At 41.2% G+C, this 14,708-nt stretch carries 13 protein-coding genes; 4 read left to right on the top strand and 9 right to left on the bottom strand.

The genetic code is table 11. The features are described from left to right. Positions 1 to 55 precede the first annotated feature (55 nt). The 8 genes from DWA30_RS07170 to lon all read right to left on the bottom strand — a co-directional run bounded on the left by DWA30_RS07170 (position 56) and on the right by lon (position 9,994). Positions 56 to 961: a ribonuclease Z gene (locus tag DWA30_RS07170; RefSeq protein WP_114491856.1), complete on the bottom strand. Its 906-nt coding sequence runs from the start codon at positions 959 to 961 to the stop codon at positions 56 to 58. 69 nt (positions 962 to 1,030) lie between these two features. Next, positions 1,031 to 1,366 carry a ribonuclease Z gene (locus tag DWA30_RS07165; protein WP_114491855.1) on the bottom strand — a complete coding sequence of 112 codons (336 nt, stop codon included), beginning with the start codon at positions 1,364 to 1,366 and terminating at the stop codon, positions 1,031 to 1,033. Next, on the bottom strand, positions 1,356 to 2,294 hold the full coding sequence (locus DWA30_RS07160) for an aspartate carbamoyltransferase catalytic subunit (protein ID WP_114491854.1): 939 nt from the start codon (positions 2,292 to 2,294) through the stop codon (positions 1,356 to 1,358). Before DWA30_RS07160 ends, DWA30_RS07165 begins: the two co-directional genes overlap by 11 nt. Before the next feature lie 67 nt (positions 2,295 to 2,361). Further along, on the bottom strand, positions 2,362 to 2,901 hold the full coding sequence (gene pyrR, locus DWA30_RS07155; RefSeq protein ID WP_114491853.1) for a bifunctional pyr operon transcriptional regulator/uracil phosphoribosyltransferase PyrR: 540 nt from the start codon (positions 2,899 to 2,901) through the stop codon (positions 2,362 to 2,364). 522 nt (positions 2,902 to 3,423) lie between these two features. After that, a complete protein-coding gene (gene rpsA / locus DWA30_RS07150; RefSeq protein WP_245933876.1) occupies positions 3,424 to 5,376 on the bottom strand; it encodes a 30S ribosomal protein S1 in 1,953 nt (650 codons plus the stop codon). A 325-nt stretch (positions 5,377 to 5,701) separates the two neighbouring features. Then, positions 5,702 to 6,397, bottom strand: coding sequence for a (d)CMP kinase (gene cmk, locus DWA30_RS07145; protein WP_114491852.1), 696 nt, complete (start codon positions 6,395 to 6,397; stop codon positions 5,702 to 5,704). Next, positions 6,397 to 7,416: a type IX secretion system protein PorQ gene (porQ, locus tag DWA30_RS07140; protein WP_114491851.1), complete on the bottom strand. Its 1,020-nt coding sequence runs from the start codon at positions 7,414 to 7,416 to the stop codon at positions 6,397 to 6,399. Before porQ ends, cmk begins: the two co-directional genes overlap by 1 nt. A 127-nt stretch (positions 7,417 to 7,543) precedes the next feature. Further along, entirely contained in the window at positions 7,544 to 9,994 is a 2,451-nt protein-coding gene (lon, locus tag DWA30_RS07135) for an endopeptidase La (protein WP_114491850.1), read from the bottom strand. Positions 9,995 to 10,266: 272 nt separating this feature from the next. On the opposite strand from lon, the gene DWA30_RS07130 reads away from it, so the two are divergent. The 4 genes from DWA30_RS07130 to DWA30_RS07115 are packed head-to-tail and all read left to right on the top strand — an operon-like array spanning position 10,267 to position 13,199. Continuing rightward, the gene (locus DWA30_RS07130; protein ID WP_114491849.1) at positions 10,267 to 10,818 is read left to right on the top strand and encodes an RNA polymerase sigma factor; all 552 of its coding nucleotides are present in this window, start codon (positions 10,267 to 10,269) and stop codon (positions 10,816 to 10,818) included. A 19-nt stretch (positions 10,819 to 10,837) separates the two neighbouring features. Further along, complete coding sequence (locus DWA30_RS07125; RefSeq protein ID WP_114491848.1) at positions 10,838 to 11,383, top strand: hypothetical protein; 546 nt, start codon at positions 10,838 to 10,840, stop codon at positions 11,381 to 11,383. Next, positions 11,367 to 12,452, top strand: a complete 1,086-nt coding sequence (locus tag DWA30_RS07120) for a hypothetical protein (RefSeq protein WP_114491847.1) — start codon at positions 11,367 to 11,369, stop codon at positions 12,450 to 12,452. Before DWA30_RS07125 ends, DWA30_RS07120 begins: the two co-directional genes overlap by 17 nt. Positions 12,453 to 12,467: 15 nt before the next feature. Continuing rightward, entirely contained in the window at positions 12,468 to 13,199 is a 732-nt protein-coding gene (locus DWA30_RS07115; RefSeq protein ID WP_114491846.1) for a head GIN domain-containing protein, read from the top strand. Between the two features lie 64 nt (positions 13,200 to 13,263). On the opposite strand, the gene DWA30_RS07110 is transcribed toward DWA30_RS07115, so the two are convergent. Then, positions 13,264 to 14,664, bottom strand: a complete 1,401-nt coding sequence (locus DWA30_RS07110) for a DUF6252 domain-containing protein (RefSeq protein ID WP_136073173.1) — start codon at positions 14,662 to 14,664, stop codon at positions 13,264 to 13,266. Positions 14,665 to 14,708: the final 44 nt, after the last annotated feature.

The raw sequence follows: 14,708 nt of genomic DNA, 5'->3' as shown, positions 1-14,708 counted from the left end.
CGAGTTTTACCGAAGCTTTTAAAGGCCCTAAGCTTAAATGATTATTAAATTTAAATTAAAATACGAAGGTTTTTCCGTCGGCTGCAAGCTCTGTATTCTCGAATAATTCTTGCGCCTCTACTTGAAACAGGCTTGTGTTGTCGTAACGCCCCGAATAATGCCCTAAGATAAGTGTCCCTACTTTGGCTTTTTTAGCGATGGCACCCGCTTCCTTTGAAGTACTGTGCATTGTTTTTTCGGCCAGATGTGCGTGCGAATCTAAAAATGTAGCTTCGTGATATAGTACGGTTGCTTTAGAGATCTGAGGTACGATCTGGGGATAATAGGCAGTGTCACTACAATAAGCATAGGATTTGGGCTGGGGCGGATCTAAGGTCACAGTCGAATTTTCTACCAGTTCACCCTTTTCATTTTCCACATCGAAACCTTGTTTTAATTTGTTGAAGTAGCTTTTGTCGATCCCTGCTTTTTGAGCGGCATCGAAATTAAGGGTGCGCTCTCCTAATTTTTCTTTAAAAAGAAATCCGTTGGTATAGACTCTATGATCTAAGGGTATGGTAGTAACAGTAACGTTTTCGTCTTCGAATATAAGTTGTGGTTCTTTGCTTTCCAACTCGTGAAAGTAGAGGTCATAATTGGTCCAGCTCTTACCCAGTTTTAATTGAAGCGTAATAGCCTTTTTAATTCCTTTTGGCCCGTACACATGCAAGGGCGCTTCTCTTCCTAGCAACCTGAATGTAGAAATAAGCCCCACGAGCCCGAAGAAATGATCCCCGTGTAGGTGAGAAATAAAAATATGTTTGATGCGAGCAAACTTTACTTTATAACGTCTTAATTGTACTTGGGTGCCTTCACCGCAGTCTATGAGGAACAAATGTCCTTTCATTTCCAACACTTGGGCTGTAGGATGCGCAGTATATCGCGGGGTAGCAGAATGACAACCAAGAATGGTGAGTTTCATAGCGAATGCAATGACTTGTAATAGATTTCAATACTAAAGATAGTTATTCTATGAACAACCCTACAGGTTTTAAAAGCCTAAATCCCTTTCAATGGCTTCCATTTGAATGATGTCTTCCGCTTCTTGTAAGGTAGGCACCACGATCATTTCGTACGGGATATCATCGGGGTTGATCGCATCGTTCACAATAACGAACGAGTGTTTGGTCTTCCGATGAATATTAGACACTTTTAGAAACAATAGTAATTGAGGGAGCTCTAATTGGTCGTAATCTAATAAGTTAAGAACAACGTTCTGCCCTTTGAACTTGTTAGGTATTTGGTATTCTAGAAACGAGGCGAAATCGGCCGCATCATCTTTTTCATCGGCTAGAACGACATAATCCTCATGGTTTTCAATCTTCATTGTGTTGTATTTTTGAAGCCAGTAGGTACAGCACAGCCATACGCACTGCGACTCCGTTTTGTACTTGATCTAAAATAATAGCTTGTTTGCTATCGGCTACATCACTTGTAATTTCTACACCGCGGTTTATTGGCCCCGGGTGCATTACAATAATTTCTTTGTTGAGAGCATCTAGCAACGCTTTATTCACTCCAAATTGTTGGGTGTATTCGCGTGTGGTAGGAAAATAACTTATTTCCATTCGTTCGTTCTGAACGCGTAACATATTTGCTACATCACACCATTCGAGTGCGTTTCGCAAGTTAGGCTCGAACAAAACATCTAAACTTTCTATATATTTGGGTATAAGTGTCTTAGGCCCACATACCTTAACTGTTGCTCCAAGTTTTTGAAGTGCAAAAATGTTGGACAATGCGACTCGAGAATGTAAGATATCACCAACGATCACTACCTTTTTACCGGCTACATCTCCCAGACGTTCTCGAATTGAATAACAATCCAGCAACGCTTGAGTTGGATGCTCGTGAGCGCCGTCCCCTGCATTTACAATACTTGCATTTACATGTTTAGAAAGAAACACTCCTGCCCCCGGATTTGGATGCCGCATCACCACCATATCCACTTTCATGGAAAGGATATTGTTGACGGTATCGATTAGTGTTTCACCTTTTTTTACTGAAGACGAAGCGGCTGAAAAGTTGATGACATCTGCCGATAGCCTCTTTTCTGCTAATTCGAAGGAAAGGCGGGTTCTGGTACTGTTCTCAAAAAATAGATTGGCGATGGTAATATCACGTAAGGAAGGCACCTTTTTTATGGGTCGATTTATGACCTCTTTAAAATGATCGGCTGTTTCGAAGATAAGCTGAATGTCGTCTTCGGTAATGTATTTGATTCCCAGTAAGTGATTTACACTTAATTCGCTCATTATCTACAATTGATTTTTATCTTCTTCATTATAGCTTTTATATGCTAAAGGTTGTACCTCAACTCTCTTAAGTACTCACTAAATATACAGCATCTTCTCCATCCTGTTCTGTCCAGCACACTTTTACTTTTTCATTATTTATAGCATCTACTTGACGACCACGGTAGTCGGGTTGTATGGGTAAATGACGGCTAAATCGTCTATCGATAAGGGTTAGTAATTCGATCTCCAAAGGTCTTCCAAACGATTGTATGGCTGTGAGTGCACTGCGAATACTTCGTCCGGTGTAGAGCACATCGTCGATAAATACCACCTTTTTGTCTTCTACGATAAAGTTGATGTTCGTTTTGTTTGCTTCCAGTGGTTTTTCACTTCTTCGGAAGTCATCGCGATAGAAAGTAATGTCTAAATATCCTAATTGAATGTCTTTTATCTTGTATTCGCTTTCCAGCACCGATTTAAGTCGTTCGGCTAAAAAGACCCCTCTGGGTTGGATTCCCACTAAGACGGTATTACTAAAAGTATCGTGATTTTCAATTAATTGACAAGCCAAACGGTGAAGTGCGATGTCTACTTCGGTTGCGTTTAATAACACTTTTTGGCTCATAGAAGATTCTGAATGCGATTCAGAGTACAAAAGTAAGATAAATTTATGAGTAATTGACAATGGATCGACAATTGCTTTGGTTGGAAGAGAGATTCCTCGTTACACTCGGAATGACAAAGGGATGCTCGGAATGACAAGGGGAATGTCATGCAGAATGCAGTGAAGCATCTTTTTGAGGGATTCCTCGTTGCACTCGGAATGACAAGGGGATGCTCGGAATGACAAGGGGATGCTTGGAATGACAAAGTGAATGTCATGCAGAACGCAGTGAAGCATTTATATTGAGAGATTCCTCGCGTTGCTCGGTATGACAAGGGGATGCTCGAAATGACAAGGGGAATGTCATGCAGAACGAAGCGCAGCGAAGTGAAGCATCTCATTGGTCTGCGTTAAGGACTGAGGCAGGGTATCGTGTACCGCCGAAGGCCTGACCCCGCTTTAGGCGGGGGAACGCCCAAAAAGGCCCTATAAAAAAAGCCTCCCGAAATTCGAGAGGCTTTGCCTTTATTGAAAATGAAGCGATTACTTTTTACCGTCCATTTTGTCTTTCAGTTCTTGAAGCTTAGAGTTTGCATCACCTAAGGTGGTTTTAGACTCTTCTGCCGCTGCTGCTTGCTTTTTAGCTGCTTGCTTAACGATCTTAGCTTCTTCTTCTTTGTGAATACTCATGTGAGAAGCAACCACTTTCTTGAATTCTTTATTGAATTCGATGATCTGGAATTCTGCTTCTTCGCCTTTTTTCAACAAAGAGCCGTCTTCTTTCTCTAAGTGACGTGTAGGTACGAACGCTGTGATGTCCTCGTTAAAGTCTATCGTTGCGCCTTTGTCTACGATCTCGTCGATGGTTGCTGTGTGTTTAGTACCCACTGCAAACTCACCTTCGTACTTGTCCCAAGGATTCTCTTCGGTCTGCTTGTGACCTAAGCTAAGCTTACGTCCTTCCACATCCAATTCTAGTACAACCACTTCTAGTGTATCGCCAATGTTGGTGAATTCGCTAGGGTGCTTGATCTTCTTAGTCCAAGACAGGTCACTGATGTAGATCAATCCGTCGATCCCCTCTTCAAGTTCTACGAACACACCGAAGTTGGTGAAGTTACGTACGATTCCTTCGTGACGAGAACCTACAGGATATTTCTTAGTGATATCGGTCCATGGGTCCGGCGTTAATTGCTTAATACCAAGCGACATTTTGCGCTCTTCGCGATCCATGGTTAGAATTTGTGCTTCTACCTCATCGCCAACGTTTACGAAGTCTTGAGCGCTACGCAAATGCGTAGACCATGACATTTCGCTCACGTGGATAAGACCTTCAACACCTTCGGCAACTTCGATAAATGCACCGTAATCTGCGATTACAACTACTTTTCCTTTTACTTTATCGCCTACTTTCAACTCATCACCAAGGGCATCCCATGGGTGAGGGTTCAATTGTTTAAGTCCTAGTTGGATACGTGTTTTGTCCTCATCGAAATCAAGGATTACCACGTTTAATTTTTGATCAAGTTCAACGATCTCATTTGGATGGTTGATTCGTGACCAAGAAAGATCGGTAATGTGTACTAATCCGTCTACACCACCAAGGTCAACAAAGACTCCGTACGAAGTGATGTTCTTCACAACACCTTCTAATACTTGTCCTTTTTCTAACTGACCAATGATCTCTTTTTTCTGTTCTTCGATGTCTGCTTCAATAAGCGCTTTGTGCGACACAACTACGTTCTTGAATTCGTGGTTGATCTTCACTACTTTGAATTCCATTGTTTTACCAACGTATGCATCGTAGTCGCGAATTGGCTTCACATCTATTTGTGATCCCGGTAAGAAGGCTTCGATTCCAAATACATCTACGATCATACCACCTTTGGTACGACATTTTACGTATCCGTTCACGATAGTACCTTCGTCGTGTGCTTTGTTCACACGATCCCAAGCCATGATAGTTCTTGCTTTACGGTGTGAAAGGATCAACTGTCCTGTGCTGTCTTCACGCACATCGATCAATACTTCCACTTTGTCCCCTACTTTTAAGTCTGGGTTGTAACGGAACTCGTTTAAAGAGATCACACCTTCTGACTTTGCGTTGATGTCGATAATCGCATCACGATCGGTCATGTGTACTACTTCTCCTTCTACCACCTCATCATCTAGGGTATCAACGAAGTTCTCTGCTACTAATTTTTCGAATTCTTCCAGTTTTCCATCGTCGATAGGATCGATCCCTTCTTGATAGTTGTGCCAGTTGAATTCTTCAAGAAATTTCTTAGGATCTTTTTCCTTTAAAGAAACTTCTTTCGGTGCAGCTTCTTCGGTTGTCGCGCCTACTTTTTCTTCGGCTACTTCTGCGATGTCTTCGGCTTTAACCGTTTTCTTCTTACGAGTTGGTTTTTTAGCGTCTTTAACCGCTACCGATTTGTCTGCTTTTTCTTCAGCAGCTTTTTCTACTGCTTTTTCTTTGTTTGCTTTATCAGCCATTCTTTAAAAATTGATCTTCGTCAGTTACCTGCTTCAAAGACCAAGGATTTGTATTCTGTGTTCTTGTAAGAATTTGTGCGACCATCCCACAGAAGGGTTTATTTGATTTTTATTTAAATACCTTTTATTCTTACTTGTCGCTAAAAGGGTTGCAAAAGTACAAGTTATCTTTTGATTTTCAAAGTGTTTTGGAATCGATATGCCATATTTAAGCCAAAGGCGGCGAAAATCTATACATTTTAGCTCTAAGGTTTGTGTAAATAGCTTAGAAATAATAAGTTAAACGTGAAGCATATTAGTGGAAATCTAGTTGTTAGCGTACAATTTAAACACGACCGGCGATACGATCTTTTGCCAACTGTAGGATCACATGAAATTGGTCTTCCAGGTTCATTTCGCTATTATCGATCTCGATGGCGTCTTCGGCTTTTTTTAATGGCGAATCTTTGCGTGTGCTGTCAATGTGGTCGCGTTCCATGACATTGGCCAAGACATCGGTATAAGCGACTAGTTCTCCGCGCTCGACCAATTCTCGATAGCGACGTTTCGCGCGTTCGTCGGCAGATGCATTTAAAAAGATCTTTAAGGCTGCCTTCGGAAAGACTACGGTACCAATATCTCTGCCGTCCATTACCACGCCTTGCCCCTCGCCCATAGCTTGTTGTTGCTCAACCAATTTCTTTCTTACTTCGGGAACAGTCGCTATCGGACTCACATATTCTGAAACTTTCAAGCTGCGAATAAGTGGTTCTACATTACGGCCATTCAAATGGATCTCAGCTTTTCCCGTCTCACTGTTCTTTTTGAACGATAAGGAGACGTTTGGCAACGCTTGTATCAATGCTTGTTTGTCGAAATGTGCTTCGGAAATAAACCTGTTTTCCATCGCATATAGGGTTACGGCCCGATACATAGCTCCGGTATCAACATAGACATAATCCAACCAGTCTGCCAATTGTTTGGCAATCGTACTTTTTCCGGTAGATGAATAGCCGTCTATAGCTATGGTAATTTTATGCATTACTGAAGGTCTATGTTGAGTCCGAAATAACTTGAAGACGCCGCCGAACTAAATCGGGCGTACGAATAGCTAAGTCGTAATTTATTAAGCTTTATTGAAAATCCGGCGCTAAGTCCGGCAAAAGCTCGTTGCTCTAAGATACGCAATTCTTCGGCTCTACGTAAATTATACCCCAACCTAATGTTGAATCCGCTTTCCGGGAATAATTCGATCCCCACGATCATATGTCTAAACGCATGATCGAAGAAGTTGATCTTTTCACTAGTGGTATTGCCTTCGAGATCATTCTCGTCACGATTGGGATTGGCGAAGGCCAACTTCCATCGTTGCATGTTCTCTAAGGTAAAATGCCACCGAATAGGAATATTTTCTAAGGTTTGAGAAACTCCAAGAATAAGTTCAAAAGGCAGGGGTTCGTAGATCTCGTTATAAGGTGTGATCTGGGTACCTATATTTCTTCCTACCGCTGTGACATGTAGGTCCCAAGCCTCATACACATACATTACCCCTAGGTCTAAAGCTACGCCAAATGACGAGTATTGTTCTAGTTTAGAAGATATGAACTTCACATTAGCTCCCAAGTGAAAATTGGTAAATGCTATGTTTCGAGCATGTCCTAATGAGAGAGCCACTTCGCCCCCACTAAAAGTGTTGGTAGCGTTTCCTTGTTCGTCGTAACCGTCGAACTTTCCGTAGTTAATATAAGTAACTCCTGTATGTAGTACCTGAGTGCGTCGGTCCCACAAATAAGCGTAGGCAACGGTGCCGTAGTTTACATCACCTAAATAATTGGAATAATTAACCGATAATTGGTTATCCATCGCGGGATTGATACTTGCCGGATTAAATAGACCTTGAATGGGATCGTAGTCGTAGTTTGTAACGATCTTACCACCTAAGGCTGCTTGACGCGGGTTGTTTACTAAATTCAAAAACTGGTAAGTTGAACGTCCTCCTATTTGCGCAAATGCAGAAGTTGCTATAAGTGAGGCTATTAAAAGTAAAAACTTTTGGTTCATTGGCGATACATACCGTTTCCTGAAAGTTAAAACGACTGCAAGTATAATTTATTTTCAGAAGAGTAAAAAGGATTTCAATAAATGATGTAACCCCTTACCAAATAAGGCAAGGGGTTTTATTGGTGTTCTATAACTGTTTCGGATTTTTCACCTTTTCTTTGGTCAAGGCCAATTCTAACACATCGCTCATCTCCTTTACATAGTGAAACTTAAGTCCTTGTAGGTATTCCGGTTTGATCTCATCGATATCCCGTTTGTTGTCTTCACATAACAAGATCTCTTTAATACGAGCTCTTTTTGCCGCCAATATCTTTTCCTTGATCCCACCTACAGGAAGTACTTTCCCTCGCAGCGTGATCTCCCCTGTCATAGCAATGCTTTTCTTGACCTTGCGTTGGGTGAACAGAGAAACCAAGGAGGTTAGCATGGTGATTCCTGCACTAGGTCCATCCTTAGGTGTCGCTCCTTCAGGAACGTGAATGTGAATGTTGTACTTTTCGAATACATCGCCGTCGATGCCTAACTTATCGGCATTCGATTTTATGTATTCTAATGCGATGGTGGCCGATTCCTTCATGACCTTACCCAAGTTACCGGTCATCGTAAGATTTCCTTTTCCCTTAGATAAAGTAGACTCGATAAATAAGATATCACCGCCTACACGTGTCCAAGCGAGCCCGGTTACCACTCCGGCTACGTCGTTATTCTCATATTTGTTGCGTTCCATTTTTGGAGCACCCAAGGCTTCAATAATAATGTCGTTGGTCACCTTTTTAGTGTACTCCTCCTCCATTGCGATCTTCATCGCAGCATATCGCACCATTTTTGCGATCTGTTTTTCTAAGCTACGAACACCACTTTCTCGCGTATAGCCTTCTACGATCTTCTCTAATTGTGGTTTGGCGATCTTTAGATCGTCCTTGGTGAGTCCATGTTCTTTTAATTGCTTCGGAAGTAAATGGCGTTTCGCGATCTCTACCTTCTCTTCAATGGTATATCCGGAAACACGTATGATCTCCATTCGATCTTTTAGAGCAGGCTGGATGGTACTTAAACTATTAGATGTAGCTATGAACATTACCTTAGAAAGGTCATACCCTAATTCTAAGAAGTTATCATAAAAAGCGCTATTCTGTTCCGGATCCAGCACCTCTAACATTGCTGAAGACGGGTCGCCTTGACTTCCCACCGATAGTTTATCGATCTCGTCCAACACGAACACAGGATTGCTCGTTCCGGCTTTCTTTAAATTCTTAATAATTCGTCCGGGCATGGCGCCAATATAGGTTTTTCGATGTCCCCGAATTTCGGCTTCATCGCGCAATCCACCTAACGACATGCGCACATATTCGCGTCCAAGTGCTTCGGCTACCGATTTTCCCAGCGAGGTCTTCCCCACTCCCGGAGGTCCGTATAGACACAAAATTGGCGATTTCATATCGTTTCGCAATTTTAACACGGCCAAATATTCGATGATGCGTTTTTTTACATCGTCCAAGCCGTAGTGATCGCGATCTAATATTTTTCTTGCCCGTTTTAGATCGAACTTATCTTTGCTGTATTCACCCCAAGGTAATTCTAACACCAGATCTAAGTAATTACGCTGAATGCTGTACTCGGCGACCTGCGGATTCATACGTTGTAGTTTAGATAACTCTTTGTTAAAGTGCTTATCTACTGTCTCGTTCCACTTTTTCTTCTTAGAACGAACACGCATTTCTTCGATCTCTTCTTCGGAAGAAGAACCACCCAATTCCTCTTGAATGGTCTTTAACTGCTGATTTAAAAAATACTCACGCTGTTGTTGGTTAATATCGCTTTGAACCTTAGATTGGATGTCATTACGCAGCGACAATTTTTGTCGTTCAATATTCATAAAGCGCAATGTTTCCAGAGCGCGGTCCTTAAGGTCGTTGATCTCTAAAAGCTTCTGTTTTTCTTCTACAGAAATATTTAGGTTGGAAGAAACGAAATTCACCAAAAACGAATTACTTTCAATGTTCTTTATGGCAAAAGCTGCTTCCGAAGGAATATTGGGGCTGTCCTTAATGATCTCTAAGGCCAGTTCTTTTATCGAATCGATGATGGTATTGAACTCTTGATTCTCTTTGGCGGGTCTCGCTTCGGAAACGCCCCGTACTGTTGCAGTCATATAAGGATCGTTGGTGATCACTTCTGCAACTTCAAATCGTTTTTTCCCTTGAATGATGACGGTTGTGTTCCCATCGGGCATTTTTAAAACCCGTAAGATCTTAGCAACCGTTCCAATGGTATTGATGTCTTTGCTATTAGGCTCTTCTTCGGCCTCTTCTTTTTGGGAAACGACGCCTATGGTCTTATTTCCTTTGTTAGTTTCATTAATCAGTTTGATCGATTTGTCACGTCCGGCTGTAATCGGGATTACAACACCCGGGAAAAGGACGGTATTGCGAAGTGGAAGAATAGGTAGAACTTCGGGAAGTTCCTCGCGTTCCATTTCATCCTCATCTTCGGCAGACATTAAAGGAATTAATTCTGCTTCTTCCTTTAATTCCTGCAGTGACAAACTGTCTATTGAAGTTATTTTTGATCGTGCCATATATAAGTTTACGCCATTGTGTCACCAAAGGTACGGTGCACAATGCATTATGATTATTAATTTTTTTATAATATTTTCTGAAAGCCAACGATTTACGGAAGCTTCAGTCGTATATCCACGCTATTCATTCAATTGTTATGCCAGCCTTCCTTTATAATTAAGATGATACTGTGGACTACCATGACAGCCCTTTCCGAAGCAATACAAAAGAAATTTTGTCTTAGGTGTAACAATTCGAGACTTCCCCTATCTTTATACTAAACAACAGCTGTTTGGAACTAGGCCAACATACAATCGAACCATTACTCGTTCTTTGCAAAAAAGGAAATAGACTGGCGCAACTGGAGGTATACAACCGGTATCAAAAGGCTATGTACAATGTGGCATATCGCATTGTTAAAGATACGGCCGAGGCTGAAGACGTTATGCAGGAATCATTTATCGCGGCTTTTAGCAAACTCGACAGCTTTAAAGGCGATGCAACATTCGGTGCTTGGCTAAAACGAATTGTAGTGAACAATAGCATTTCGATCTATAAGAAATCACAGCGCTATGTTGCCATCGATGAAACTTTGCTAGAGGAATCGCCCGAGGAGATAAGTGGTGTTGACCTATCAGAGTGTTCCGATCTACGCACAAGTGCTGTGCTAAGTCGAATGGATGAATTACAAGAAAGTTATCGGCAGATCTTAACCCTGCATTATATTGAAGGATTTGATTACGAAGAGATCTGTGAGATCCTACAAATTAGTTATGGGAACTGTCGCACGATGATCTCCAGAGCAAAAGAGAGTTTACGAAAGAAATTAGCGATCGCATCGTAAAAGATGCTTAGAAAATAAAATGATGAAAGACGAATTAGACATATTCTTTAAAGAGCAAGAAGGTTGTTTCGATATACATGAAACACCTTCCGGACATGAACATCGCTTTATGCAAAAGTTACAGCAAACGCAAGAGGCTCGCAGCATAAAAATAGCTTGGAAGAAACCACTTTCAATTGCTGCATCGATAGCCGTATTGTTGTTCTTTGGGTTTACTTTCTTTACTTCGGAAGCAGCACAAGGTGACCTAGCAAGTGTTTCACCCGAGATGGAAAAGACCCAATCGTTTTTTGTAACAACCATTAATGAAGAATTGGCAACCTTAAAAAGTTTGGAAGCAGAAGACACCAAAGTATTGGTTGAAGATGCACTAGAACAGCTTGCAATTCTTGAAACAGAGTATGATGCTCTAAAATTAGATCTGGTAGAAAGTGGTAATGACAAACGCGTTGTCTATGCCATGATCTCTAACTTCCAGAGCCGGATCGAACTATTACAACACGTAATTCAAACTATGGAAGAAATTAAATCACTTAAAACAAATCGAGATGAAATTACTATCTAAAACACTGCTACTCCTATTTTTTGTGCCGGGAATTGTTTTGGCCCATAATGGTGAACCGAAGGGCAAATACACCAAGGAGAAAAAAATCAATAAAGAATACAAGGTAAATGCCAATGCCGGTTTACGGGTCGACAATTCGTATGGAAACATAGATATCGTTACATGGAACGAAAACCGAACCGTTATTGAAGTCACCATAACTACCAATGGTGACGACGAAGAAAAAGTGCAACAAAAACTTGATGAAATAACTGTTGAGTTTACAGCGAACGCTTCGCTGGTAACCGCCAAAACTATTTTCGACGACACTAAGAATTCATGGAAGATTTGGAACAGTAAGAAGAATTCGGTTTCCATGAGTATTCACTATCGCATTAAGCTCCCGGTGACCAATACGGTCGATCTTGACAACGATTATGGAGCAATCAACCTTAATAGACTAGAAGGAAATGCGAAGATTAATTGTGATTATGGTCAACTCATTATCGGTGAATTGTTGGCTGATAATAATTTACTATCCTTCGACTATACACAAAATTCCACCATCGCTTATATGAAAAGTGGTACGATTAAGGCCGATTATAGTGGATTTAGCCTAGAGAAGATCGATGATCTAGAACTTGCTGCCGATTATACCGATTCAAAAATTGGTGAAGTTAACAACCTAAATTATAATAATGACTACGGAAAAATAGCAATCGATAAGGTTGGAAATTTAGTGGGAAGAGGTGATTATATCCCCAACCGTATAGGAACAGTTACCGGTTCTCTAAACTTGAACACCGATTATGGCTCTATTGTTATAAATAAGGTGGCGAGCACTGCCAATGACGTGACAATAAAAAGCGACTATACGGCTGTAAAATTGGGTTATGAGGCAGGGTACAGTTTCGATTTTATAATCAAACTGTCTTTTGCCAACTTTAAAGGAGAAAACGATGTAACGGTAACCAACAGTGATAAAGGATACACCAGTAAAAATTATCAAGGCTATCACAACATTCGTAACTCCGGGAACAATCTAAACATCAATTCGAGTTATGGCAGTGTAAGTCTGACTAAATTGTAACCAAAAATTTTGATTATGAAAATTCGTAAAACATTTATTTGTACAGCGCTTATTGTATTGTTTGTGGCTCCAACCACCCTAGCACAATGGAAGAACAAAAAAGTAAAAGGAAATGGAACCGTAACTACAAAAACTGTGGCAACCGGTACTTATGACATTGTTAAAGCTGTTGGCCCGATGGACTTTGTACTAGAACGAGGTGCGGAAGGATCCATAACCGTAATAGCAGACGATAACCTCCATGAATACATCGTGATCGAAACCGACGGGAATGAACTTACCGTAAAGCTAAAGAAAGGCATTAGTATTACCTCCAATAATGACATTCTTGTTACAATTCCATTTGAGGACCTTTCCGCAGTCGCCTTAGTAGGTTCTGGTGACCTTGTATCTAAAGATACTGTAAAGAGCGACACTTTTGAGACTCGGGTGACAGGATCCGGAGATCTGACCTTGCCAATAGAAAGCAATAGTTTACAGGTAAAAGTAACAGGATCTGGAGATTTGATGCTTAGTGGTAGTACTAACGATCTAAGTATTAAAATTAGCGGCTCCGGAGACTTCGAAGGTACTAATCTCGTAGCACAACATACTGAAGTAAACATTACGGGTTCTGGTTCTGCCAAATTCACCACAAAACAAAGTATCCAAGCACGTATTAGCGGCTCGGGAGATGTTCGCTATGCCGGAAATCCGACAAAGAGTGATACCAAGGTATATGGGTCAGGAAGCATTAAATCAATGTAAACACATATATTTAATTAAATAAAAAAAGCGGCTCTAGGCCGCTTTTTTATTATTCTATTCAATGTTATAACACTATGGAAAAGGTTCCGTTGGTTATTTCGTAAACTGTATTATTCTGGCCGGAGTTGTCTTCAGCAGAAAACTCAAAAGTACCGTCAATAGCACCGGTTTCCGGATTTGAAAATGTGACCGTTAGTGTACCCGATACCGAACTAAAAACTGTTCCGCTGCCATCCGGCGAGTAAGTCGCTGTAGGAGCACCTTCAACCTGTGTCTCGGTGAATTCATAAATACCTACTTCGATCTCAGATGGGAAGAAAATAGTCAAGGATCCAACTGTGGAGGTATTAAGACCGGTTATACGCACGGTAGATTCATCTAATGGCAATATATCGGTACTCATAAATTGTGGGTCTAAAGTCACTCCGTCAACATCGGCATTAAACGTATTGGTCACACCACTGGCTTCTGCGTTTCCTTCAAATGAAACAGAAAAAGTACCATCTGTGATCTCGAATGGAGTTGCTGCAGGATCGAATGGATCGACTGCCGTAAACTGGAATGTGCCTTCGATCAAACCTGACTCTAGATCAAGCTTGGTAATGGTAATACTACCCGGATCTGAATTAAAATTATCGGCACCAGGTCCCGACTTATAAACTCCTATGAGTTCGGTACCATCTGAAATTGGTTGTAACGGGAAAGTTCCAATCCCTTGATATTCCGGAATGTCGATTCGTATACTTCCTCCTATATCGCTTACTGCCATAATATTTAGCATGGAGATACCTCCTACCGTGTTCTTTGTTACTTGTACCGAAGTATCGACAAATTCTACGCCATCTACATTGGCGAAGAAATCTCCATCACTTCCTACGGTTCCACCGTCACCACCATTTTCTTCAGAAATAGTAAATGCAATACTGTTAAAAGCACCTGCGGTAATATTAATTAGATCGATCACCGGATCACCATTCTCATCCAATACGGGATTACCTTCAAGATCAAAGGCGATACGTCCTCCAACAAAGTTGAAAGTACCTGAAACTTCTAGCGCTTCTGTGTCTAAGCTTGATATGGCGAGCGATCCACTACCGCCAAAATCGCCTATAGTGACATACGGAAAAGGTGATTCGTTCGCATTTACGTACGCAGCACCATTTAAGTTATTTCCATTTGTTAATAGATCGAACATTCCTTCACCGGCATTTTCCACAACGATCGAAATAAATTCATTCGATTCGTTCACAGCTTCGATAGCGAACACATTGTCTGCATACAATACCGCCTCAACTGCACTAGCGGTAAATGACTCTCCTTCTATGGTGGCGACAAATTGTCCTTCACCGGCATTGTTATCCGGTTCGGTTTGAAATTCTCCTTCTAATGGTTCGTTATCGCATGAAGTCGTAATGACGGCCAAAAATGCTAGTAGGACCCAGCTTAAACGTCGCAATTGTTTCATAAGTAGTAAGTTTTCTTTGGTATTAAACGCAAACATAAGTAAAA

The sequence above is a fragment of the Candidatus Ulvibacter alkanivorans genome (assembly GCF_003333325.1).
GTDB lineage: Bacteria > Bacteroidota > Bacteroidia > Flavobacteriales > Flavobacteriaceae > Ulvibacter_A > Ulvibacter_A alkanivorans.
Note: the sequence above shows the minus strand (reverse complement) of the source record. Positions and strands in the feature narration are given on the sequence as shown.